Source organism: Stenotrophomonas sp. YJH_SMC_37 (assembly GCF_059370035.1).
Map to the genome: position 1 here is coordinate 100488 of NZ_JCAFTG010000002.1, position 24680 is coordinate 125167.

14 protein-coding genes and 1 pseudogene are annotated in these 24680 nt (G+C 64.4%); 8 read left to right on the forward strand and 7 right to left on the reverse strand.

Features of this window, described 5'->3' with window-relative positions; all coding sequences use genetic code 11:
* The first annotated feature begins 63 nt into the window (after positions 1-63).
* From AC5P8J_RS02935 to AC5P8J_RS02965, 7 genes and pseudogenes are all read left to right on the forward strand, one after another.
* The gene (locus tag AC5P8J_RS02935) at positions 64-546 is read left to right on the forward strand and encodes an FKBP-type peptidyl-prolyl cis-trans isomerase (RefSeq protein WP_111098588.1); all 483 of its coding nucleotides are present in this window, start codon (positions 64-66) and stop codon (positions 544-546) included.
* Positions 547-645: 99 nt separating this feature from the next.
* On the forward strand, positions 646-1890 hold the full coding sequence (locus tag AC5P8J_RS02940; RefSeq protein ID WP_155029912.1) for a DUF418 domain-containing protein: 1245 nt from the start codon (positions 646-648) through the stop codon (positions 1888-1890).
* Positions 1891-1905: 15 nt separating this feature from the next.
* A pseudogene (locus tag AC5P8J_RS02945) lies at positions 1906-2049 on the forward strand (amino acid dehydrogenase); the annotation flags it as partial.
* The gene (gene gorA, locus AC5P8J_RS02950) at positions 2046-3404 is read left to right on the forward strand and encodes a glutathione-disulfide reductase (protein ID WP_019660629.1); all 1359 of its coding nucleotides are present in this window, start codon (positions 2046-2048) and stop codon (positions 3402-3404) included. The pseudogene AC5P8J_RS02945 and the gene gorA, both read left to right, overlap by 4 nt.
* Before the next feature lie 159 nt (positions 3405-3563).
* Positions 3564-4484, forward strand: a complete 921-nt coding sequence (locus tag AC5P8J_RS02955) for a DMT family transporter (RefSeq protein WP_019660628.1) — start codon at positions 3564-3566, stop codon at positions 4482-4484.
* Positions 4391-4819, forward strand: a complete 429-nt coding sequence (locus AC5P8J_RS02960; RefSeq protein ID WP_425605136.1) for an MGMT family protein — start codon at positions 4391-4393, stop codon at positions 4817-4819. The genes AC5P8J_RS02955 and AC5P8J_RS02960 overlap by 94 nt, the downstream gene beginning before the upstream one ends.
* A gap of 93 nt (positions 4820-4912) precedes the next feature.
* Positions 4913-5587, forward strand: coding sequence for a rhomboid family intramembrane serine protease (locus AC5P8J_RS02965; RefSeq protein WP_005410509.1), 675 nt, complete (start codon positions 4913-4915; stop codon positions 5585-5587).
* Between the two features lie 104 nt (positions 5588-5691).
* Here AC5P8J_RS02965 and AC5P8J_RS02970 read toward each other — a convergent pair whose 3' ends face one another.
* A complete protein-coding gene (locus AC5P8J_RS02970) occupies positions 5692-7275 on the reverse strand; it encodes a phytoene desaturase family protein (protein WP_134729847.1) in 1584 nt (527 codons plus the stop codon).
* Between the two features lie 76 nt (positions 7276-7351).
* A complete protein-coding gene (locus tag AC5P8J_RS02975; RefSeq protein WP_021203393.1) occupies positions 7352-7846 on the reverse strand; it encodes a VOC family protein in 495 nt (164 codons plus the stop codon).
* Between the two features lie 842 nt (positions 7847-8688).
* Between AC5P8J_RS02975 and AC5P8J_RS02980 the strand changes: the two genes are divergently transcribed.
* Positions 8689-11718 carry a TonB-dependent receptor gene (locus AC5P8J_RS02980; protein WP_495216603.1) on the forward strand — a complete coding sequence of 1010 codons (3030 nt, stop codon included), beginning with the start codon at positions 8689-8691 and terminating at the stop codon, positions 11716-11718.
* 132 nt (positions 11719-11850) lie between these two features.
* Here AC5P8J_RS02980 and AC5P8J_RS02985 read toward each other — a convergent pair whose 3' ends face one another.
* From AC5P8J_RS02985 to AC5P8J_RS03005, 5 genes are all read right to left on the reverse strand, one after another.
* Entirely contained in the window at positions 11851-13857 is a 2007-nt protein-coding gene (locus tag AC5P8J_RS02985; protein ID WP_111102211.1) for a M13 family metallopeptidase, read from the reverse strand.
* A 222-nt stretch (positions 13858-14079) separates the two neighbouring features.
* Positions 14080-16182, reverse strand: a complete 2103-nt coding sequence (locus AC5P8J_RS02990; protein WP_019660623.1) for a M13 family metallopeptidase — start codon at positions 16180-16182, stop codon at positions 14080-14082.
* Positions 16183-16370: 188 nt separating this feature from the next.
* Positions 16371-19232 (reverse strand): TonB-dependent receptor domain-containing protein, encoded by a 2862-nt coding sequence (locus AC5P8J_RS02995; RefSeq protein ID WP_019660622.1) that lies wholly within the window; start codon positions 19230-19232, stop codon positions 16371-16373.
* Positions 19233-19412: 180 nt separating this feature from the next.
* Positions 19413-21446, reverse strand: coding sequence for an alpha/beta hydrolase family protein (locus AC5P8J_RS03000; RefSeq protein WP_227854019.1), 2034 nt, complete (start codon positions 21444-21446; stop codon positions 19413-19415).
* 169 nt (positions 21447-21615) lie between these two features.
* A complete protein-coding gene (locus AC5P8J_RS03005; protein WP_058981090.1) occupies positions 21616-24423 on the reverse strand; it encodes a TonB-dependent receptor domain-containing protein in 2808 nt (935 codons plus the stop codon).
* Between the last annotated feature and the right edge of the window lie 257 nt (positions 24424-24680).

The following is a 24680-nucleotide window of genomic DNA, read 5'->3' on the forward strand; positions in this document are numbered from 1 at the left end:
TCCCCGTCGGGCGACAACCCGCCCCAACCCGCCTGCCTCCGGCAGATCCAGACAGAGTTGCGCATGAAGATCGAAAAAGACCGCGTTGTCCGCTTCCACTACACCGTTTCCGAAGTCGGCCAGGAGCCGATTGAATCGTCCAAGGACCGCGGCGAGCCGCTGGCGATCCTGATCGGCCATGGCAACATCATCCCGGGCCTGGAAAACGCCATGATGGACAAGGAAGCCGGCGCGACCTTCAGCGTCGACGTCAAGGCGGCCGATGCCTACGGCGAGCGCCGCGAGGGCCTGTCCCAGCGCGTGCCGAAGAAGCACTTCGGCAACACCAAGCTGGCCCCGGGCCAGCAGGTGGTGCTGCAGACCAACTTCGGCCCGCGTGCGGTGACCGTGCAGAAGGTCGGCATGAGCGTCGTGGACGTCGACCTGAACCACCCGATGGCCGGCAAGGACCTGCACTTCGACGTGGAAATCGTCGATGTGCGCGAAGCCGGCAAGGAAGAGCTCGACCACGGCCACGTCCACGGCGACGGTGGTCACCAGCACTGATCGCAGCGCGATCGTGATGGATGCGACGGCCCGCTTCGGCGGGCCGTTGCGTTTCTGGAACATGGCGCGGCCATCCATGGCGCGCGGGCCGGCGGCATAATGGCGGACCTGCCTGACGGACGCCCCGTGAACGCTGTCTCTCCTTCCCTGCAGCCGGTGGCTTCCGGCGAACGCATCGCCGTGCTGGACGTGCTGCGTGGTGCCGCGCTGCTGGGCATCCTGCTGATGAACATCGAGGCCTTCAGCGGTCCGCTGGACCTGGCCTTCACCGGCATTGACGTGCACTGGCGGGGCATCGATCACTGGGCCGACGCCTTCGTCTATGTGTTCGTGCAGGGCAAGTTCTTCACCCTGTTCTCGCTGCTGTTCGGTGCCGGCTTTGCGGTGATGGCGCAACGCGCCGAGGTGGCCGGGCGCGACTTCACCCCGTTCTACCTGCGCCGCAGCGCCGGCCTGCTGCTGATCGGCCTGTGCCATGCACTGCTGGTCTGGTCCGGCGACATCCTGGTGATGTATGCACTGGTCTCGTTGCCGTTGCTGGCCTGCCGCGAGGCGCCGCGCAGCTGGCTGCCGTGGATGGGCGTGATCGTCTACCTCGGCGGTGTAGCGATGATGTTGCTGGTGGGTGCGATGGTGTCGATGGCTTCGGCCGAAGACATGCAGAAGATGCTTGCCGAAGCACAGCAGGCCATCGCGCAGCAGCGCCTGGTGTACGGGCACGGCAGCTGGATGCAGGCCACCGCGCAGCGCCTGCACGAGTTCGGATCGTCGATGGGCGCGCTGCTGATTACCGGTCCGGAAGTGCTGGGCATGTTCCTGATCGGCAGCTGGTTCGCCAGCAGCGGTGCACTGGTATCACCCGAGCGCTTCCCACGGCTGTACGTGCTGTTGCGTTGGGTGGCGCTGCCGCTGGGCCTGGCGGTCACGCTGCTCGGCGTTGCCTGGAAGCCGTATCTGGCACCGGGCGCCTACGACCTGCCGGTGACCGCAGCGATGGCACTGGTGACGATCGGCGGGCTGCCGATGTGCCTGGGTTACCTGGCGTGGATCGTGCGTTGGCGCGCGCGGCTGGGATGGCTGGCGCCGGTGGGGCGCATGGCATTGACCCACTACCTGGCCCAGTCGTTGCTGTGTACCTGGCTGTTCTACCACTATGGCCTGGGCGGGTTCGAGCGGATGCCGCGCAGCGTGCAGTTGCTGTTCGCGCTGCTGGTATTCGCAGCGCAGGTGGCTGTTTCGCACGCGTGGCTGGCGCGCTTCCGCTTTGGTCCGGTGGAATGGCTATGGCGTGCAATGACCTACCGCCAGTGGCCACCGATGCGGCGTGGAGCCGGGCAGGGCTGATCGATGCAGGGCGCGCATCCTCACGTCTGGCTTGCAGCTGGGCATGGCATGCTCGGCATCAGCATGAGCGCCGGCAACGGCCAGCTGATCGCCGATCTCGTCTGCGTCCGTACGCCGGTGATCGACCCTGCCCCCTACCGACCCGAGCGATTCCGATGAGCACTGCACCCTATGACTACGACCTGATCGTCCTCGGCGGCGGCTCCGCCGGCCTGGCCGGTGCGATCCGCGCCGCGCAGCACGGCAAGCGCGTGGCGCTGCTGGAGCCGGGCGAACTGGGTGGGACCTGCGTCAACGTCGGTTGCGTGCCGAAGAAGGCCATGTGGCTGGCAGCTGACCTGCATGAGCGCATCGGCCTGGCCAGTGCGATGGGCTTCGATGTCCAAGCGCGCCCGGCGCTGTCGTGGAAGGAACTGGTGATACATCGCCAGGCCTACATCAGCAATATCCATACCAGCTACCACAAGCGCCTGGACGAAACCGGCGTGGTGCGCATTCCGGCGCGCGGCCATCTGCTCGATGCGCACACCGTGGCCTGCAGCGATGGCGTGCGCTACAGCGCCGAACACATCCTGATCGCCACCGGCGCGCACCCGCTGCGCCCGGACATTCCCGGCGCGGAACTGGGCCTGGTTTCCGATGATTTCTTCGATCTGCGCGCGGCACCGGCCGAGGTGGCGATCATCGGTGGCGGTTACATCGCGGTGGAGCTGGCTGGCCTGCTGCAGGCACTGGGCAGCAGGGTGAGCCTGCTGGTGCGCGGTCAGCGGCTGCTGGATCGCTTCGACTACGAGCTGACCGATCAGCTGGCCGAGAACCTGAAGCAGCAGGGCGTGCGCATCCATTTCGGCTATCGCCTGCGCGAACTGCAGCGCGATGGTGAGCGCGTACGTGCATTCGGCCATGATGGCCCGCTCGACAGCGTGTTCGATGCGGTGTTCTTCGCTGCCGGCCGCCGCGGCAACAGCCGTGGCCTGGGTCTGGAAGCGCTCGGCATCGACATCGGCGAGCACGAGCAGGTGCAGGTGGACGAGTGGCAGACCACCCGTGTGCCGAGCGTGCATGCGGTCGGCGACATCGCCGGCAAGGTCGGCCTGACCCCGGTGGCGGTGGCCGCGTCGCGGCGGCTGATGGACCGGCTGTTCGGGGGCCGCCCGCAGTCGAAGATGGATTACGAGAACGTGGCCAGCGTGGTGTTCTCGCATCCGCCGCTGGGCGCGGTGGGCATGAGCGAGGAGGAAGCGCGCCGGCGTTTCGACCAGGTGAGCGTCTACCACAGCCGCTTTCGCCCGATGCTGCAGGCGCTGGCCAACGGCCCCCAGCGCAGCCTGTTCAAGATGGTCTGTGCCGGCCCGGAAGAACGCGTGGTGGGCATCCACCTGCTGGGCGAAGCGGCCGACGAGATCCTGCAGGGCTTTGCTGTGGCGGTGAAGATGGGCGCGACCAAGGCCCAGTTCGACGACACTGTGGCGATCCACCCGACCTCGGCCGAAGAAGTGGTGCTGATGCGCTGAGCCGGGCCGTTGTGGCGCCGAGCCCTGCTCGGCTGCCTTTCGCCCCGGCCTGGCGAAGCCGAGCGCGGGCTCGGCTCTACAGGGCAGCGGGCGCCCCCATGCGACAATGGGCGTCCCCACGTCTTACCGGGCCGCCCTGCGCGGCCCGCCGTCCTCCTGATGTCCACTCCCGCTTCCCGCATCGCCACTGCTTCCCCGCGCATTGCGCTGGGCGGCATCGGCCTCGCCGCGATCGGCGCCATTGCCGCGTCGGGCAAGGCGATCATCGTCAAGCTCGGCCTGCGCCATGGCGTCGATGCCACCACGCTGCTCGCGTTGCGCATGCTGATGGCGCTGCCGCTGTTCGTACTGATGGCCCTGTGGGCCGCGCGCCGGGCCGAGCCGCTGTCCTGGGCTGATCGCGCCCGCGTGCTGTGGCTGGGCTTCACCGGCTATTACCTGTCCAGCCTGCTCGACTTCCAGGGCCTGCAGTACATCAGTGTGACCCTGGAGCGGCTGATCCTGTACTTGAACCCGACCCTGGTGCTGCTGATCAACGTGCTGCTGGCGCGCCAGCGGCCGGGACGCTGGCAGATCGGCGCGCTGGTGCTGAGTTACCTCGGCGTGCTGCTGGCCTTCGGGCACGACCTGCAGCGCGAGGGCGGCCAGATCATCGTCGGCAGCCTGCTGGTGCTGGGCAGTGCGCTCAGCTACGCGCTGTACCTGTTCGGCAGCGGGCAGGTGGTCGCGCGCATCGGTGCAGTGCGGCTGACCGCCTATGCCAGCTGCGTGGCCAGCGTGCTGGTGCTGCTGCATTTCGCGGTGACCCATCCGCTGCCACTGCTGTGGCAGGCACCGGCGCCGGTACAGTGGCTGTCGCTGGTCAATGCCACTGTCTGTACGGTGCTGCCGGTGCTGGCGATCATGTTGGCGGTGCAGCGCGTGGGTTCCTCGCTTGCCGCGCAGGTCGGTATGCTGGGCCCTGTTTCCACCATCGTGATGAGCCTATGGCTGCTCGACGAACCGATGGGGCCGGCGCAGATCGCCGGCACCGTACTGGTGCTGATCGGCGTTCTGCTGGTGACCCGCCTGCGACGCTGACCCCGGAGCAGGCGCGTGCGCGCATCCTGGCGGTGATCCGCGCGATCCCGGCGGGGCAGGTGATGGGCTACGGCCAGGTGGCGATGCGCGCGGGCCTGCCCGGGCGTGCACGCCTGACCGCGCGCATTCTGGGCCAGAACGACGACCCGGGCCTGCCCTGGCACCGCGTGCTGCGTTCGGATGGCCGCATCGCCATGGCAGAAGGCTCGGCCGGCTGGCGCGAGCAGTCGCAGCGCTTGCGTGCCGAGGGCGTGCAGGTGGAAAACGGCCGGGTGCGGATGCCGGCGGCCGATCCGGCGGCGGCGCTGGATGCTGCTGTGTGGGGGCCCGGCTGAGCATCGCTGGCGACTGAACAGGGCATCCCGGGGGCGCGCCAACATCACACGGTGCTGCGGCTATGATGGAGGCCGTTCCATGCCGGTGCTCCCATGTTCCCGCGACTGCCTACCGTCACCAAGGCCCTGCTGATCGCCAACGCGATCCTGTTCCTGCTGCAGCAGCCGTTCCTGCTCGGCATGCAGACCTTCGAGCCGTTCATGCTGCAACCGCTGCAGCAGGGCTTCGATGCGTTCTCGCCAGGCGGCAACTTCCAGCCCTGGCAGCTGCTGACCTATGGCTTCCTGCATGGCAGCTTCGGCCATCTGTTCTTCAACATGCTGGCGGTCTTCATGTTCGGCGCACCACTGGAGCAGACCTGGGGCGAGAAGCGCTTCCTGCTGTACTACCTGGTCTGCGTGGCCGGTGCCGGTGTCTGCCAGCTGCTGGTGGGAACGCTGCTGGAGAATCCGGCCACGGTGCTGGGCGCCTCCGGCGGCGTGTTCGGCCTGCTGCTGGCCTACGGCATGCTGTTCCCGAACCAGCGGGTGATGCTGCTGTTCCCGCCGATCCCGATGAAGGCACGCACCTTCGTGATCCTGTTCGGTGTGGGCGAACTGGTGCTGGGCATGACCGGCTGGCAGCCAGGCGTGGCCCACTTCGCGCACCTGGGCGGCATGCTGTTCGGGTGGTTGCTGATCCGCTACTGGCGCGGGCAGCCGCCGTTCAACAAGCGTCGCCCGCCCGGCCCGCCGAAGCGCCCGAACCATCTGCGCAGCGTGAAGTGAGGCGCGATGCGCCTCGCTTCACGCGGGTAGGTGCCAACCTCGGTTGGCACACCTTGGCCAGGATCATCTGACGCGGTAGGTGCCGACCGTTGGTCGGCACGGCTCTAGAGATCCTGCAGCACTACCTGTGCCGCGTTGTGCCCCGGCGCACCGGTCACGCCGCCCCCGGGATGTGTTCCCGACCCGCACAGATACAGGCCGGGCAGGGCGCCGCGATAGCCAGCCTGGCCAACCATCGGCCGTGCCGAGAACAACTGGTTGGCACTGAGCGCTCCGTGAAAGATGTCGCCGCCGATCAAGCCGAAGGTGCGCTCCAGATCCAGCGGTGACAGCACCTGTCGGCCAAGCACGCTGTCGGCGAAGCCCGGTGCATACCGGTCGACGGTCGCGATCATCAGATCGGCCACCGTGTCACGGTGATCATCCCAGTGACGTCCATCGGACAGCACCGGTGCCACGTGCTGGCAGAACAGACTGGCCACATGCCGGCCGGGCGGCGCCAGCGAAGCGTCCAGCGTGCTGGGAATCAGCATCTCCACAATCGGTTCGCGCGACCAGCCGTCGCGTCGCGCATCCAGCCAGGCGCGGTCCATGTACTCCAGGCTGGGCGCCATGATGATGCCGGCGCTGAGGTGATCGCCTGGCCCGGGCAGGGCGCGGAAGTCCGGCAGCCGCGACAGCGCCACGTTCATCCGGAACGTGCCGGAACCGCAGCGCCAGTTCGCCATGCGTTCGCGGGTCGCGTCTGGTACCTGTGCCGGGGCCAGCATCTGCTCGTACAACAGCTTCGGGTTGACGTTGGCGATCACCGCGCGTGCACGCAGGATTTCACCGTTGGCCAGTTCCACTCCCACGGCACTGCCGTGTTCAACCAGTACGCGTCGCACGCCGGCGTCCACGTGCAGTTCCGCGCCAGCCGCGCGTGCAGCGGCGGCGATGGCCTGGCTGATTGCGCCCATCCCGCCGATCGCATGGCCCCACGCACCTTTCACGCCATTGCACTGGCCGAACACATGGTGCAGCAGTACGTAGGCGCTGCCCGGTGTATACGGGCTTGCATAGTTGCCGACAATGCCATCAAAGCCGAACAGGGCCTTGATCGGCTCGCTCTCGAACCAGCGGTCCAGGTACTCGGCCGCCGACAGCGTGAACAGGTCCAGCAGTTCCTGGCGTAGCGAAGCATCCAGCGTTGCCAGTTCGCGGCCGAGGCGGCCCATCTGCCAGAGCGCGGGCAGCGCACGCCAACCGCCTGCTACACCCAGGTCCGGCGGCGCGCGCAGGGCCCATGCGCGCAGTACGTCGGCGAAGATCCCCAGGCGTGCTTCATACGCTGGCAGCGCCTGCGCATCGCGTTCGGAGAATTTCGCGACTTCGGCCTGGGCGCGGCCAGGTGCCGACAACAGGTAGCGGTCGTCGGGCAATGGCAGGAAGTTGTTGACCGGGCGCGCGACAATGCGCAGCCCATGCGCATGCAGTTGCAGGTCGTCGATCACCTTCGGTTGCAACAGCGATACCGTGTACGACGCCACAGAGTTGCGGAAGCCGGGATGGAACTCCTCGGTGACCGCAGCGCCGCCGAGCACACCGCGCCGTTCAAGGACCAGCACTTTCTTCCCGGTCTTCGCCAGATAGGCCGCGCAGACCAGGCCGTTGTGGCCACCACCGATGATGATCGCATCCCAGGACATCAGCACCTCGGGAAAAGGGGACGGAGGGAATTAAGTCGCAATTCGCATTGGGTCACAGACAATGGGGAATAACGACTTAATCCCCTCCGTCCCCTTTTTTGATTGCCGCTTCGATGGTGGCGATGTCGATCTTCTTCATCGGCATCATCGCGTTGAAGGCGCGCTTGGCCAGTGCCTTGTCCTGGCTGGTCACCGCTTCGATCAGCATGCGTGGGCTGATCTGCCAGGAAACGCCCCATCGGTCCTTGCACCAACCGCACTGGCTCTCCTGTCCACCGTTGCCGACGATCGCGTTCCACAGGCGGTCGGTCTCGGCTTGGTCCTCGGTCTGGATCTGGAAAGAAAATGCTTCGCTGTGCTTGAACGCGGTGCCGCCGTTGAGGCCGACGCAGGGAATACCGCAGACGGTGAATTCAACGGTCAGTATGTTGCCCTCCTTGCCGTCCGGGTAGTCGCCCGGGGCGTGGTGGACAGCGGTCACCGCGCTGTCGGGAAAGGTGTTGGCATAGAAGGTGGCGGCCTCCAGCGCTTCCTTGTCGTACCACACGCAGATGGTGTTCTTGTGTGCCATGGTCGGGCTCCGCAGCGGACGAAGGCGCAGCGATAGCACGCCTGGTGTTAATGCGGCATCGTGCTGCAGCGCAGGGGAAAGCAGTTCCCGTCAACGGCAGCACGAAGGACGAAGCGTGCAGCCCCTGATCCTGGATGGATTGGGGTGCTTGGTGGGCGGCTGATCCACCTGCTGACGGACCTGCCGGAGCTGGAGCTGTTGGTGGCCTGGCGTACTCTGGCGCCGGCGCTGCAGGCCGAGCGGCCCGACCCTGCAGACCAAGGGCCGTGGTCGTGGTGACGCGCCGCTGGTCGAGCGTTTCGGCGCGGTCTCGGTCGGCCTTGCGCTGGTGGTGGGTGGGGGCGCCTGCAGTTGATGCCACGATGCTGGCCGCTGCTGGGCATCGCGCTGCCACGCGCACTGCTGCCTGGCGACATCAGCTTCGAGTACGACGTGGACGGGCAGTTCGTGTTCGATGTAGAAAATCGGCGCGCCGCTGGTCAGGTGCATCGTGCCTTACCGGGGCACGCTGCAGCCTGCGTGACGGGTGACGCAGGCGAGCATGTCTGCAGTGGGTGTGTCGGAATCGGAACGACATGCTGTCGCTTTGGACGCTGCATGTTGTGCGTCAGCACTCTGGCGTGACGTATGTTGTCTGTCGTGGCGTGCGTCGTGCATCCGTACCTGTCGTTGCTTGGTCCACTGAATATCCAGGCTTTTCAAGTGCATGGATTGAACCATGGGCCGCGTCGAGGCTTGCATCGTGGCGTATTCCACCCGATTCATCGCCGGTTGCAGCACTGCCTTGCGCGGCAGACCCGTGCCTATAACTCCCCGGTAGTTCCATCAACGGAGAGGAATTCATGGCAGTTGCATCCATACATCGCGTGCTAAAGCGCAGCGCACTTTCGGCAATATTGTTTTCCATCGTTGGCAGCGTTGCCGCGCAGAGCACGACCGGCACGCTGTACGGCAATGCTAGCGGCTCCGGAGGCGCGACCGTCGTTGCGCAGAGCGACAGTGGCCTCAAGCGCAGGGCAGTCATCGACGCCCAGGGGCGCTACAGCTTCGGTGCGTTGCCGGTGGGGCGCTACAGCATCAGCCTGCAGCGCGACGGGCGCATCATCGAACAGCGCGATGATGTGCAGCTGCGCGTGGGCAGCGGTACCGAAGTGAGCTTCGCCGCACAAGGCCCGGCGACCACGCTTGATGCGGTCAATGTCACGGTCGCCCACATGCCGAAGATCGATGTGACCCACACCGTCTCTAAGTCGGTCATCACCTCCGAGCAGCTGGATGTGTTGCCGCTGGGGCGAAGCGCTGAATCCATCGCGCTGCTGGCGCCGGGCGTGGTCGCTGGTAGTGGCTCCTTCAGCAATGGCTCGCGCTCGGTGCTGTCGTTTGGCGGCGCCAGCGTCACCGAGAATGCGTACTACCTCAACGGCTTCAACGTCACCAACCCGCTCAACTATCTGGGCGGCATCAGCCTGCCGTACGGCTCCATCGACCAGCAGGAAACTTTCACCGGCGGCTACGGCGCGGCGTATGGCCGTTCCACCGGTGGTGTCATCAATCAGGTAGGCAAGCGTGGCACCAACGCGTGGCGGTTCGGTGCGCAGGTCACCTGGTCGCCGGCCGGGCTGGCCGAGTCTCCGGCATCGGTGAACTACCCGGACATGACCCTTCCTGAAGGATATGCCTTCGAGAATCCGTCCAAGCCGGGCACGTTGTACCGCTACCGGCGCGGTGACAAGGCAACCACGACGACCTACAGCGGCTATGCCAGTGGCCCGTTGATCGAAGACAGGCTGTTCATCCACCTTGCTGCCGAATCGAACCGTCGCGAAGGCGTTGCAACCGCCAACGAAGCCGCCGCGCAGCAGGTGCGCAACCACTACCGCGTTGACACGCCGAAGTTCTACGGCAAGATCGATTGGAACATCAACGACGGCAATACGCTGGAGTACACCCGCTTCCAGGACACAGATCGTACCGCTGGCTACTACCGGGAGTTCGACTACAAGACACTGTCCGAGGGGGATCGCACCGGTACGTTCCCCAACCTGGTCAAGTCCAGTACCGACGTCGATATCTTCAAGTACACCGGTTACCTCAACGATGCATTGACTTTCAGTGCCGTGTGGGGGCGCGCGCGTACCAGCAACCTTGAATTCAATCCGCTGGACTCGGGCAACCCCTATATCAGTGGTGCCGGCAACCAGGATCCCTCGTTGAACGGTGGCACGCCGATCCGCAACGATCAGCCCGATCTCTACAGCAAGGCACCTGATGCGGGCAGCACGACCCACGGGCTGCGCATGGACCTGCAATACCGCATCGGCAACCACGAGTTGACTGCCGGCGTCGACAACATGACCTACCGGGCCAACAACGAAGGGCAGTCCATGACAGGCCCCGGTCATGCCTGGATCTATTCGCGTGGCAATCCGGGCGCATCGCCCAGCCCGGGCTTCGGCATCGCCCCGCCGGGGGGCGAGGGCTATTTCGTGCAGAAGTACATTTTCTCCACTACCACCAGCATGTCGGTGAAGCAGCGGGCCTACTACCTGGAAGACCGCTGGCAGCTGACACCCGATTGGCTGCTGACGCTTGGCCTTCGCAACGACCGCTTCACCAACTTCAACAGCGACGGCCGCGCCTACGTGGAGAGCGGCGACCAGTGGGCGCCACGCCTGGGCGCCAGCTGGGATGTATTCGGCGATGCTTCGTTGAAGCTGTTTGCCAACCTGGGCCGCTACTACCTGGCGCTGCCCAACAGCGTGGCTATCCGCGGCGCCTCCGCATCGACCTACACGCGCGAATACTTCGCCTATACCGGCATCGACGCCAACGGCAACCCGACCGGCCTCACACCACTGGGGCCGGGTCCGGTGTCGGCCAACGGCGAGTACGGGCAGGCGCCCGATCCGCTGGCCGTCGCGCCGACCGACCTGAAGTCGCAGTACCAGGACGAGCTGATCCTGGGCTTCGAGAAAACCCTGGGCAGCCGTTGGAACAGCGGTGCCAAGGTCACCTACCGCAAGCTGCAGTCGGCCATTGACGATACCTGCGATTCAGACCGCTTCGTCGACAGACTTGCAGGCATGGGTCTGGATGCCGACACTTTCGATCTGCCCGGTTGCGTGATCTTCAATCCGGGTGCCACCAACACTTTCCAGCTACGGCACCGTGATGGCTCCGGCTACACGCCGGTCAGCATGAGTTCGACAGACTGGGGCTACGACGGCAAGAAGGCGAAGCGCCAGTACGTGGCACTGGATCTGTTCATCGAACGTCCGATGTCCGACGGCTGGTCCGGCCGCCTGGACTACACCTGGTCGCGTAGCTTCGGCAACACCGAAGGGCAGGTGAGATCGGATATCGGCCAGAGCGATGTGTCCAAGACCCAAGACTGGGATGCGGCGGCGTTGATGGAGTACGCCGGCGGCTACCTCGCCAATGATCGCCGGCACCAGTTCAAGGCGTTCGGTGCCTACCAGATCGATGACGAATGGACAGCCTCTGCCACGGTTCGGGTGATGTCGGGCATGCCGAAAAGCTGTCTGGGCTACTACGGCAGTGATCAGACCGATCCACTCAATGGCTACGGCTCGGCCTACCACTACTGCAATGGCAAGCCTTCGCGTCCCGGCGACGCGGGCCGGCAGCCGTGGACGGCGCAGCTGGACATGGGCGTGATGTATCGCCCCGGGTTTGCTGACAACCGGCTTGGCCTGGGACTGAACATCTTCAACGTGCTCAACCAGCGGCGCCAGCTGCAGTCCACTGCCAAGTACCAGACCGGACCCGACACGGTCTCCAACATCTACGGTATGGGCAGCTACTTCACACCACCGCGGACAGTGCGCCTGAGCGCCTCATACGACTTCTGACCTGCGCGAACAGCGGTTCTCTCTCGCCGCAAGGGTTGGTTTGGCCCTGATCCGTCAGGGCCTTTTTCCCTCCGTTTCCGCAAAAGAAAGGGCGCCGGAGGCGCCCTTTCATCAATAACAAACCATCAGACCTCAGCGCCAGACCTTGATCTGGTCGGCTTCGCTGCGCTGCATCGGCTGCCCGGCCTTGCAACTGAAGGTAGCACCGAACGCCGGCAGGTTCGCCAGCGTGCCGTTGCTGCGCCACAGGCCCGGCGCGCGGATGTCGGCGGTCAGGCGGCGCGCGGCCTCGTTCGGCGACAGCTGCTGCGCCCACAACGTCGACCAGGCGCGGAAGAAGCCCTGCTGCTGTGCCGGCTTGGCCTTCGGCTCCTGCGCGGTGTATGCGGCCCAGGCCAGTTCCAGGCCGGCGATGTCGGCCAGGTTCTCTTCCTGGGTGAGCGTGCCGTTGACCTTGGCACCCTTCACGCCCGGGAAGTCGTAGGCGCTGTACTGCGCTGCCACGCGATTGCCGAGCAGGGTCCAGGCGGTCTTGTCGGCCGGAGTCCACCAGCTGCGCAGCTCACCCTTGGCATCGACCAGCGCGCCCTTGGCATCGATCGCACGGGTCAGTTCATGGCCGACCAGACCACCGAAGCTGCCGAACTTGTCGGCGGCGTCGGCCTTGGCGTTGAACACCGGGCCCTGCAGGATCGCGGCGGTGACGATCAGGCGGTTCTGCGCCAGGTCATAGGCCAGCGACGGCTGCTGCGGCAGCACGTCCCAGCGACGGTCGGCGTTGCCCTTGCCGATGCGCTTCATTTCCTCGCGATGGCGCCAGGTCGACGCGATCAGCATATTGCCACCGAACGAGCCGCGGCCCATCGGCTGCACGCTGTAGTCCAGGTCGCGCAGTGGAGTGCCGATCTCGATCTTCAGCGCAGCCAGCTTGGCCTGCGCTTCGGTCTTGGCTTCGGCACTCATCCAGCTGCTGTTCTTTACCGCCTCGATCTGTACTTCGCGCACCTTGTCGACGATCCATGCGGCCTGGCGACGATCTTCGGCCGACAGGTAGCGGGCGGCGTACTCGCGGCCGACCATCGGGCCGGCGGCCACATTGATTGCATCCAGCACGGATTCCCAGCGCTGCGGCGGCAGGGTCTGGCCACGCAGCACACGGCCACGGAATTCGAACTCGGCGTCGCGGTAGGCCTTGGACAGGTACGGCGCCATCGAGTCGCCCACGCGCCAGCGCAGGTACGCCTTCCACTGCTCCGGCTTGAGCTTGGTGACCATGCCATCGAGCTGCTTGAACAGGCCCGGGTCGGCCAGCGAGACCAGGTCATCGTCCACGCCCTGTGCCTTCAGGAAGGCATCCAGCTGCAGGTTGCGGTAGCGGCTGTTGAGCTCCTTGGTGGAGATGGGCGCGTAGTTGTTGAACGGGTTGTTGATGCCGGCCAGCGACTGCGCATTGCGTGCCAGTTCGGTTTCCAGCGCGATCACCGCCTGCGACTCGGCATCCAGCTTGGCGGCCGGGGTACCGGTCAGCGCCAGGATCTGCTTGACGTAGTTGCGGTAGCGGCCCATCAGCGCCACGGTGTCGGCGTCGGTGCGGGTATAGAACGCCGGATCCGGCAGGCCCATGCCGCCCTGCATGAAGTAGCCGATGTGACGATCCAGCGCCTTCAGGTCGACGTCCGGGCCGAAGTTGAAGGCCACCGGGATGCCGACCTGGTGCAGCGCGGCGATCGAGGCCGGCACATCCTTGGCCTTCTTGATGGCGTTGATGCGGGTCAGCAGCGGCGCAATCGGATTGGAGCCGTCTGCTTCCACGGCGGCTTCGTCCAGGCCACTGGCCCAGAAGTCGCCCAGCAGCTTCTGCACATTGCCCTGCGGCGACTTCATCGCGGCGTCGAGCAGTTCACGCTGCTGCTGGCGGCTGCGGTCAACCAGCTGTCCCAGCGCGGTGACGGCGCCGGTCTGCGGCACCGGGTTGGCCTTCAGCCAGCCTGCATTGGTGGCGTCGTAGAAGTCGCTGCACTGGGCGCTGACGGCCGGAGCGCGTGCGGCCTTCTTCTTGGCGGCGAACGCATCGTGAGTCGGGACCAGGGTCGCCAGGCAGATGCCCAGGGCGATGGCAAGCGGACGGAAGTTGGGCATGTGGAACGAATCCGTGATGGATTGAGGGCGCGCGCACTATAGCAAGCCAGGCATGGGCGCGGGATGCACGCGTCGCGGTGCATTCGCCGACCAAGGTCGGCAGCTACCGGGGAGCGCCGGGATCAGTAGATCCACGCCATGCGTGGATGAAAGACACCCCGGAAAAACAAAGGCCCGGGAATTCCCGGGCCTTTGCAGGTCTGCAACAGCGTCAGCCAGGACTTACCAGATCACCACCTGCTGCTCGCCGGTGCGGGCCATCGGCGAACCGGCCTTGCACTGGAACGCGGCCGCGAAGGTCGGCAGGTTCGACGGTGCACCCATGGCGCGGAACTGTGCCGGGGCGTGCGGGTCGGTCGCCAGGCGGACCTTGGCGTTCTCCGGGGTGTACTTGGTGCGCCACACGGTGGCCCAGTTGAAGAAGAAGCGCTGGTCGCGGGTGAAGCCGTCCACCTTCGGGTCTTCCTTGCCGGCGCTGGCCTTCTGCAGGGCATCGTAGGCGGTAGCAAGGCCGCCCAGGTCGGCGATGTTCTCACCCAGGGTCAGGTGGCCGTTCACCGCCTGGCCGTCGACCTTGTACTGGTCGAACTGCTTGACCAGCTTGCCGGTCAGGCCTTCGAAGTTCTTCTTGTCAGCGGCGGTCCACCAGTCTTCCATGTTGCCGGTCGGCCCGAAGCGCGCGCCCTGGTCGTCGTAACCATGGGTCATTTCGTGGCCGATCACCGCGCCGATGCCGCCGTAGTTCAATGCGTCGTCGGCCTTCGGGTCGAAGAACGGCGGCTGCAGGATGGCGGCCGGGAACACGATCTCGTTCTGCAGCGGGTTGTAGTAGGCATTGACCGTCTGCGGGGTCATGCCCCACTCGGTCTTGTCCACCGGCTTGCCGATCTTGGACAGGTTGAACTTGTAGTTGAACTCGTTGGCCGCGCGCACGTTGCCCAGGAAGCTGTCGCGCTGGGTCTGCAGGCCCGACCAGTCACGCCACTTGTCCGGGTAGCCGATCTTCGGGGTGAAGGTTTCCCACTTGGCGATGGCCTTGGCCTTGGTCTCCTCGCTCATCCAGCTCAAGCCCTGGATGCGCTCCTTCAGCGCGGCGGCCAGGTTCTTCACCAGTTCTTCCATCTTCGCCTTGGCTTCCGGCGAGAAGGCAACCTTCACGTACAGCTGGCCGAAGGCTTCACCCGCATCGTTTTCGATGGTGCCCAGCACGCGCTTCCAGCGCGGCTTCTGTTCCTTCTGGCCGTTGAGGGTCTTGCCGTAGAACTCGTAGTTTTCCTGCACGAAGGCATCGGCCAGGTACGGCGAGGCGCTGTCCACGGTGTGGAAGCGCAGGTAGGCGCGCCACACCGACGGGTCGGTATCGCCCAGCGCCTTGCTCACTTCCTCATGGAAGGCCGGCATGGCCAGCGAGAACTTCTCCGGCGCGGCCACGCCCTGCGATTTGAAGAACTCGGTCCAGCTGAAGTTCGGGGTCAGCTTGTCGGCATCGGCCAGGGTGACCGGGTTGTAGTACAGCTCGACGTTGCGCGACAGCTCCACGCGCGACTTGGAGGCCTTGGCCAGGCGGGTCTCGAACTTGACCACGTCCTCGGCCTGCTTGGCGGCGTCGGCAGCGGCGACACCGGACAGCTCCAGCACCTTGGCGACGTGCGCCTGGTAGGCCTTCAGCTTGTCGGCATTCTTGGCGTCGGTGTAATAGGTGCTGTCCGGCAGGCCCAGGCCGCCCTGGCTGGCGTAGGCCATGTTCACGGCCGAGTTCTTGAAGTCGGCTTCGGCACCGAAGCCGAACAGGACGTTGTCGCCCCTGGCCGCGCTGGTGCGCAGGTAATCGGCGATGGCCGCCTTGTCCTGCAGGCCGTCGATGGCGGCCAGGTCGGCCTTCAGCGGCTCGATGCCCTGGGCATTGATCTTGGCCTCGTCCATGCCGGTGGCCCACAGGTCGCCGACGATTTTCTCGATGTGGTTCGGATTCTTGACCTGCGCCACCTGTTCGGCCAGCTGGTGCTGCACGGCCACCGAGCGCTCGTCGAGGATGGTGAACGCACCCCAGCTGGTGCGGTCGCCCGGAATTTCATTGGCGGCCAGCCACTTGCTGTTCACATAGTCGCCGAAGGCGCCGCAGGCGTCCTTGGTGGTATCCAGATCGCTGGGCTGGAAAGCGTTGTAGGCCGGCAGCTTGCTTTCGTCCAGCGTGTAGTTGGTGGCTTCGGCCGCGGCCGGCGTGGAGGCGGTGGCGTCCTTGGCCGGGGTTTCAGTCTTGCCGCAGCCGACCAGCGCGGCCGAAACGGCCAGGGTCAGCAGCACGATCTTGGGAGTACGGGTCACTTTGATGGCCTCCAGGCCGAGTGAGTCAGGGAAAGGCCGTGGGACGGCCGTGGGCCGAACGATACGCCGCCGGCCAGACCTGCAAGGGTGTCGAAGGTCATGGCCGGGTGCAAGGGGGCCGCTTGGTGGCCCGGAAAAGACAGACCCGGCAAAAGCCGGGTCTGTCGGGTGTTGCGGTCAGCGGTGGATCAGAACTTGTACTTCAGGCGCACGAACGGGGTGCGACCGTAGTAGTCGTACTGGGTGGCGAACGGGTGGGTGTTGCCGTAGCGCGAAGAGTAGACGCTGCTGGAGATCAGCGGCGGCTTGGCATCGAACACGTTGGAGACGCCCACCAGAATCTGCCAATCGGCCTGCTCGTAGCTCACCGAGGCGGTGTGATACCAGCGGCTGCCAGCGGTGATGTCGCGGTAGGAATTCGGACGGCCCTGATAGGTGAACGTCTCCAGCAGGTCCGGGTCCTTGGTCGACGCGATGTACTGGGTCATCCAGTTGTAGGTCCAGTCGCCACGCTCCAGGCTCAGGCCCAGGTTGCCGACCAGGTCCGGGCGACCGAAATCACCCAGCTGGTCCGACGAGGACAGGCCGCTGGCCGCTGCGCTGTCGAACAGCTCGGCGGTGTCTTCAACCGTGTAGGTGACCTGCGAGTCCAGCGAGAACTTGCCGAAGCTGAACTCGTGTTCCCAGTTCAGGGTCAGATCCCAGCCGCGGGTGCGCTGGCGGTTGATGTTCAGGTACTGCGCATACACCTCGGTGATCATGTTCGCGTTGGTACCCGAATTCGGATTACGACGCATCAGGTCGCAGTAGCGGTTCGGATAGGTGGTCGACTCGTAGCAGCCTTCCAGGATGGACGCTGCACTCAGCGCGGTGATCTGGTCGCTGACTTCGTAGTCGAAGTAGTCGATCGCAACGCTCAGGTCAGCAAATTCCGGGGTGAACACCAGGCCGATGCTGCGTGCACGCGAGGTCTCCGGCTTCAGGTCGCCGCCAGCGCCGCCACGAGTGAAGACGGTGGCGCTGCTGTTGCCTGCGGCGGTGTAGTCGCCCGGGATACCGGCAGCGGCGCAGTTGGCAGCAGCGTTGCTGTTGTTGCCTTCAGCCCAGCGGATGCAGGGATCGATCGCGGTCTGCGCCTGGAAGCCGGTCTGATTGCCAAGGTACAGCTCATACAGGCCCGGTGCACGGTAGGAGGTACCGATGGTGCCGCGCAGGCGCAGCGACGGGATGATCTGCCAGTTGACACCGAACTTCCACACCTTGTCCGAACCGGACACCGTGTCGTACTTGAAGACGCGGGCCGAGCCGTTCAGCGACAGCGACTCGATGCCCGGAACTCCCTTGAAGACCGGCACATCCAGTTCGACGAACGCTTCCTTCACCTTCTCGTCGCCCTTGGTGCGACCGGCGGTGGTCGAACCCCAGATGTCGGCAAAATCGGCACCCGGCTGGTCGTCGATCTTGTAGTTGCGGTACTCCACACCGACTGCGGAAGCCACGGCACCGGCCGGAAGATCGAACAGCTCACCGCTGAACACGGCGTTGACCGTGGTCTGATCGTAGGTGGTCTTGCCCTTGGCCCAGACGCCGAGGATCGAGACCAGCTCGTCGACCTTCGAGCCATTCAGATAGCCCGGGTCGAAGTAGTTCGCAGCTGCAGTGCCGGTACCCGGACGGCCGATGTCGCCGCTGATCGAGTTGCGGATGCCAAGGTTGCTGTACTTGCCACTGGAGTGGCTGTAGTTGGCATTGACTTCCCAGCCCCAGGTGCTGCTGCCGAAGCCGCCATCGAACTTGTTGGCGAAGTAGTAGTAATCAACTTCGGTCTCGGAAGCAGACTTGAACGGCAGCACCGGCTGAGCGCGGGTGGTGGTGCCGGGGATCAGCACTGTCGGGAAGAACTGGCGCCACGAGAAGTTGTCCGTGGTGCGGTTGTTGTAGAGGAACTGGGTCTTCCAGTTGAACGAATCAAAGCCGAAGTCAGTGGCAAAGTAGACCGTCTTGCGCTCTTGGCGGTTGATGATCTGGGCTTGGCCGTAAGCCTGGAAGTTGTACGGCTCCTGATACGTCGCCACGGGGTTGCCGTTGGCATAGGTCTGGTTGGCGCGCGGACGATAGCCCGGGAACGGGCCAACCGTGCTGCCATCGGTGCTCGGCACGTAACGGACGGAACCGACGTCGATGACGTTGTGCAGCATGTTCTGGCAGTTGGCCAGGTTGGTGCCGGCCAGGATGGAGCGGTCGACGCGGTCGATGCGGTTGCCCTTGTCGTCCCAGACGATATCTTCGGCGCACTTGAAGAAATCGCGGTCACCGCGGGTCAGTTCGTTCTGGCGGTACCATTCCACGGCAGCGACGATGCTGCCATTGTCGAAGTTCCAGCCGTTGGCCAGCGACGCCGAGAATACTTCACCGCCGCCTTCGGTCGGAACGCGACCGCTGACGGTCAGCTCGGGACGGTCGAAGTTCTTCTTGGTGATCAGATTGACCACGCCGGCGACGGCATCGGAGCCATAGATGGAGGACGAACCGTCCTTCACGATCTCGGCACGCTGCAGGACGGCGGTGGGCAGCACGTTCAGGTCGAACGCGCCGACCGCGCCGCGGGTACCGGCCGGGCCCGGACGCTGGCCATCAAGCAGGATAAGCGTGCGATTGGCACCCAGGCCGCGTAGCGAGAACGTCTGTACGCCGGTACCACCATTGGTGGTGAAGCCGCCGAACTGATTGGTGATCTGCGTTTCGGCGGCGCCGATCGCCGACTTCTGCAGGAATTCACTGACGCTGGTCTGGCCCTGGGCGGCATTGCGCTCGGTGTCGATGGTGAACACCGGCGAGGTGGTTTCATAGTCCGCGCGACGGATCAGGGAGCCGGTGACCGTAACCTTGTCAAGATCAGTGGCCTTCTTGTCAGACGTCGAAGCACTTGACGCCGCTGCTTCCTCGCGGGTGGATTCCTGGGCCAGCACCGGGGCTGCCTGCAGGCAGGCAATCACTGCCAGGGCGAGCGGCAGGCGGCTGGGCGTAATAAGGCGGTTGGTCTTGCGCATTGTGTCGGATCCCCACTTGTTATGCTTCGGTTAACGGAGTGTATGTACGGCGTAAAGTAAATGCAACATGAACATTCCCCGTATGTAACGCGCTTTTGCTAACGGCGTATTCATGTACCGCTGGGGAGCTGCAGAGCTCCCCAGCTGCGTGGACGACGGCAGGGTGCCTCCCTGGGCGGCCTACAGGCCGCCTGGGCCGCAGTCCTTGGCCAGGAAGTCGGCCATCAGCGGCAGCGTGGCCCGGTAGTGGCTCGGGTACCACGGCATGCTGTGCGGCATGTCGGCGATCAACTCGAACTTCGCCGGAACCTTGCCTTGAACTGCGTTGTAGAACGATCGGGCGTGGAACGCCGGAGTGCGTACGTCACGATCTCCGACGTAAAGCAGTACCGGGATGGTCGCCTTGGCCGTGTTCTGTATCGGGTCCATTCCCTTGACGGTCTGCCCCTGCAGGATGCGCTGCAGGCGGTTCTCGCTCCATGACATGCCGACTCTGCCGAGATCGGTGACGGGCGCTCCGGCAATGGCACACTGGAAAGGCGAGGGGCTGCGGACCGTGGCTGCAGCGGCTGCGAAGCCGCCATAGGAGTACCCGAAGATGGCCAGGCGGTCCTTTGCGGCGATGCCCTGCTGCACCAGCCACGCAGCCGCATCGTCATTGTCGTCCTGCATGGTCAGCCCCCACTGCCTGTCACCCGCGAGCCAGTGGTCGCGTCCAAAGCCGGTTGAGCCTCGATACTGGGGGCGGATGACAGCGTAGCCACGCGAGGTGAAGTAAGGCACCCAGCCAGATGCATCCCAGCCGGCATAGTCACGAGCCCATGGGCCACCGTGCGGGTGCACGAGCGCTGGAAGTGGTTCTCCCCCTTCCTTCCAGCCCGCGGGCAGATCAAGGATGGCGGGAATCTTTCGTCCGTCGCGGGCGGTATAGGTGACCCAGCGTTGCTGGCCGATCTGCCTGCCATCGATCCAGGGTCGCTCACTGCCCAGGGTGGTCACCTGTTTGCGGTCGCTGAGTATGTGATAGGTCGTCGGCGTGTCGGCACTGTTGGTGGTAAAGAGCACGCGGGAGAGATCGTCGTTGTAGCCGGTGATGGCGACGTACTTCCCCGGATAGGCCTGTTTGAGGCCGTCGAAGAGGGCCTTCATCTGCGGGTCGACATAGATCGCTTCGCGCCGCGGCCCATCCACATAGAAGCCCAGAACCTGATTGAAGTTGCTGGGTTTGCTGCCGAGGATGAGGCCGCTGATCGGATACTGCGGGTGGGCGGCCAGCGGCTCCTTGTCGAAGGTCCGGGTTGCTGGGTCGTACAGGCGGGCCTGCACCTGCTCGGAAAATCTGTCGGTGAGGATGTAGAGCTTGCCGGTCTGGTCATCGATGCCGGCCACGTCCATCGTGTAGCGTTCGCTGAGCTTGGTTGTCAGCGCATCGTGCTTCTCGAACTTTCCGCTTGCCTTGTCCTTGATCAGGATCTGCTGTTCGTACTCGCTCGACCCGGCCGGTTCGATCTGGGTCCTTGTCAGGAGTTCGCCGCTGCGGGGATGGAACAACCCGGGCGTCGAGCGCGCGTCGCCACGGAAGAGCAGCTCGGTCTGTCCGGTCTTGAGATTGAACAGGTAGTAGCCTGCCGAGAACGTTGACTGATTGATCTGTGAAATGATGACCTTGTCAGGGTCCATTGGGAGCGAGTGAACCAGTGATGCAGTTCCCGCCAGTTCCAGGCAGCGTTGTGTCTGTTCGCTGATGCCAAGCTTGCGTGAATTGTCGGCGAATGCTTCGTCGAACTTGGTCTGGGAAGTGTCGGTCAGGTAAGCCTTCGATAGGAAAGTCTTGGTGTTTCCCACCGAGTTGCCTTCTCCACAACCGGCCAGCTGCGCGGTAAGTTCCTGGCGGCCGATGACAAGGCTGCGGCCGGCCTTCAATGCGCTGGCGGCGATGAACTTCATGCGGTCGCCGGAGGGCGTGATGGCCACCGGGCCTGCGCCGAGATTGTCCAGGTTCCAGTTGGCGAGCGCGGTGTCACCGTTGTTGCTTCCCGGGGCAGCGATGATCGCAACCAGCTGTTTGCCATCGGGGCTCATGGTGACCGATTGGATGGCGGGAATCTTGGCGAAGTCGTCGACCGGCAGCGGTGTAGCCAGCGCCTGGCCCACGGCCAGGCCCAGCAGCGTAGCAGCAGCGCCCACATGGGCGAAGAGGTGTGTGGCTTTCATGTACAGGGCATCCTTGGCAGTTTGACTGGAAGATGACCTGAAGATGAACGAGGGCGCCCGGTTCGTCAACTTGGCGTGAAATCTACAACTCTGGCCGGCCCTGGTTGCGTTCCAAAGCAGAAGGCCCCGCTGGAGCGGGGCCTTCTGCAGCACAAGTGGCGTCAGCGGATCAGCGGCCACCGAACTCGTACTTGGCCTGCACGTAGATGGCTCGCCCGTAGGCGTTGTACAGGTAATTGTTGTACGGCTGGCCACTGGTGCCGGCGAAGCTGAAGCGCTGGTTGTCCGGCATCCTGTTGAAGACGTTGTTGACCATCAGCGACAGGGTCAGGTTGTCCAGCGCGCGATAGTTCACGCTCAGGTTGTAGGTGGTGTAGGAGCCCCACTTGCCCGCCTTGTAGCCGGAGCTGTGCACATAGTCGTAGCCATTGCCCAGGTATGCCATGTAGTTCGGCGTCTTGCCGATGTAGTTGGCATACAGGGTAGTGGTCCACTTGTCCTTGGCCCAGCCGATCGAGCCGTCCGCGCGCACCTTTGCGTAAGAGTCGTACACCCACATCGCGTAGGGGTCACGCAGCAGGTCCAGGAACTCATCGCCCGGCTGCGGCTGCAGCTCGCGCTTGAGCATGTCGGTGTAGTTGCCCGAGAACTGCAACGAACCGAAGCGACCCATGTCGTGCACGTACTTGAAGCTGGCGGTCAAAGCTTCCAGGTTCTGGCGCGCAACATTCATCTTCGGGGTGTAGATCTCGTCCAGCACGCCGGATGCATCACGGGTGATCCAGTCGTTGACGTTCTGGCAGCTTGCAGAGGTGTTGTTGGCCTGGTCGTTACGGCAGTAGTACTCGGCCAGCAGCAACTGGTCCGAACTGAGGGTGTCGACCTCGTTCTTGATTTTCCAGTTGTAGTAGTCAACCGACAGCGAGAGGTTATTGATCGGAGCCCACACCACGCCCGCGTTCCACACGTCGGCGGTGATAGGCTCCAGGTCCGGGTTGCCCGAACGCGTACCGAACACCGATACGCTGTCATACGGGCAGCCAGCGGTGTTGCTCGGGGCATACCCCAACTGGCCGCAACGGTAGTAGTCGGTGGAGCCGTTGGCATAGTAGCCACTGCGGCCCTGGAAGGCATCGGACAGGGTCGGCGCGCGGAAGGCCGTCCCGTACTTGCCACGGAACAGCAGGCTCTCGATCGGGCGGAACTCGATGCCGATGCTGTAGGTGGACTTGTCGACGGTGTTGCTGCCGATCTTGAAGGCGTCGTAGCGGCCGGATCCGGTCACGGTCAGCATGTCATGCAGCGGCAGGCGCAGTTCGCCTGTCACGGCGTAATTGCTGCGGTGGCCAGCGCCGGAGACCGCCGTGGTGCCCCAGACGCTGCCATCCATCAGGCCCGGATCGGGAGTGTAGTCCCAACCTTCGCTGCCACCCTCGACCACCACCGCCAGGCCGGCGTCGCCACCGGGCAGCTTGAACAGCGACCCGTTGGTGACCTGGGCCCGGGCCAAATTCTGCCAGGTACGGCTCTGGCTGTAGCTGTAGCCGGTGAACGTCTGGAAATCACCTGCCGGCAGTGGCGCATAGAACGCTTCCCAGTTCGGGCTGTAGATGTTGTAGCCCGTGCTGGTAGTACCCAGCACCGGGCCCAGCACACGCTGCTCGAAGTAGTCGTTGATCGGATCGTTCCAGCGCACGAAGTTGCGCTCGGTCAGCTTGTACTCGCCACGGGTGAAGCTGACGCTGTAGTCCCAGTTGCCGGCCGTGCCGCGGCCGCCCAGTGTCACCTGGTAGGCCTTGTTGCGGTCGGTGTTCATGATGTCGCGGTAGCCGGCGCCGCCGATGTCTTCCGGGGCGAACACGCGCTGCAGGTTCATGTACTGGCCGCTGGCCTGGTCGTAGAAGCGACCCCAGCCGGACGAGGTGCCCCACCAGGTGTAGTTGGAGCCGGTCGCATACTTGACCTCTTCCAGGCTGTACAGCGCATCGCCAAACAGCTGCAGGTTGTCATTGAGGTCAAAGGTGGCAGAGCTGTAGATCTGTGCGCTTTCCTTGCCGTTCTTGATGGTCTTGTAGCCGGTGCCGTACACCGAGCCGCATGCCTGGCCGGTCGGGCGGGTGCCCAGCACGGTGGTACCGTCGAACTGGCCCGCCACGTTGGCGCAGAGGTTCGGGTCCATCATGGCGTAGCGGTTGTTGGCGGCCGGCAGCAGCACCAGGAAATCGTTGGAAACGTACTGCGGGCTGTAGCCGTCTGGATTGTTGACCTTGGTCAGGTCGCGCTGGTAACCCCAGATCGGGCTGGTCTTTTCGTACTGCACGTTGACCAGCGCGTGGAAGCGGTCATCGACGCCATTGAACCCGTGTGCGCCGCTCAGGCGGAAACTGTTGCCACCGCCTTCGCTGTAGGCGCCGCCACGGACGTTGAGAACGCCGCCGTCCATGCGTTCCTTGAGGATGATGTTGACCACGCCGGCAATCGCATCCGAGCCATACAGGGAGGACTGGCCACCCGGCAGGATCTCGATGCGCTCCACGATGTCGATGGGAATGCCGCTGATGTTGTTGAACGTATCGCCGCCGTTGTACAGCGCTGGATACGAAAGCATCGGGCGGCCATTGATGAGGTACTTGGTGTAGCCCGGGCTGAGGCCGAACATGCCGGCCGCTTCGGCGCCCTGGGTGAACGAGGCCGAGGTCTGGCCGCCCTGGAGGCCGCCCGTGGACAGTGAGGACTGCTGCAGTACGTCGGCCACACTGGTGAAGCCGCGGGTCTGGATGTCCTCGGCGGTGACGGTCAGGACCGGCGTGTGGTTCTCGATTTCGGTCTGTGGAATCAGCGAGCCGGTGACGGTGACGCGGTCAAGCTGGGTCGGTGCGTTGCCGCTTTGCGCCAGCGCGGTACCGGAGGCGAGCAGGGTGCCAAGCAGGGCGAGGGTCAGTGGGTGGCGCAGCGGCGTGGAGCGATGGCAAGACATGATGGATCCCCGTATGAGCGTTGTCGGCTGGCTGACGTCCTCCCTGACAGCTTTCATGATTTGTTCAGTTGCAATCCATTCAGCTGGACCGTAACACGGCGTTCACGTAGACAAAATAGTCCAGTCACAACAACAGGCTGGCTTTCTCTGAAAAAGTTCTTTTAAATCAAAAGCTAAGGCTGCTTGTTTGGGAATGTTTCAAAATGTTGCGCTGCGGAACGGTGTTGTTCACTTTTACATTCAATATATAAATCAAT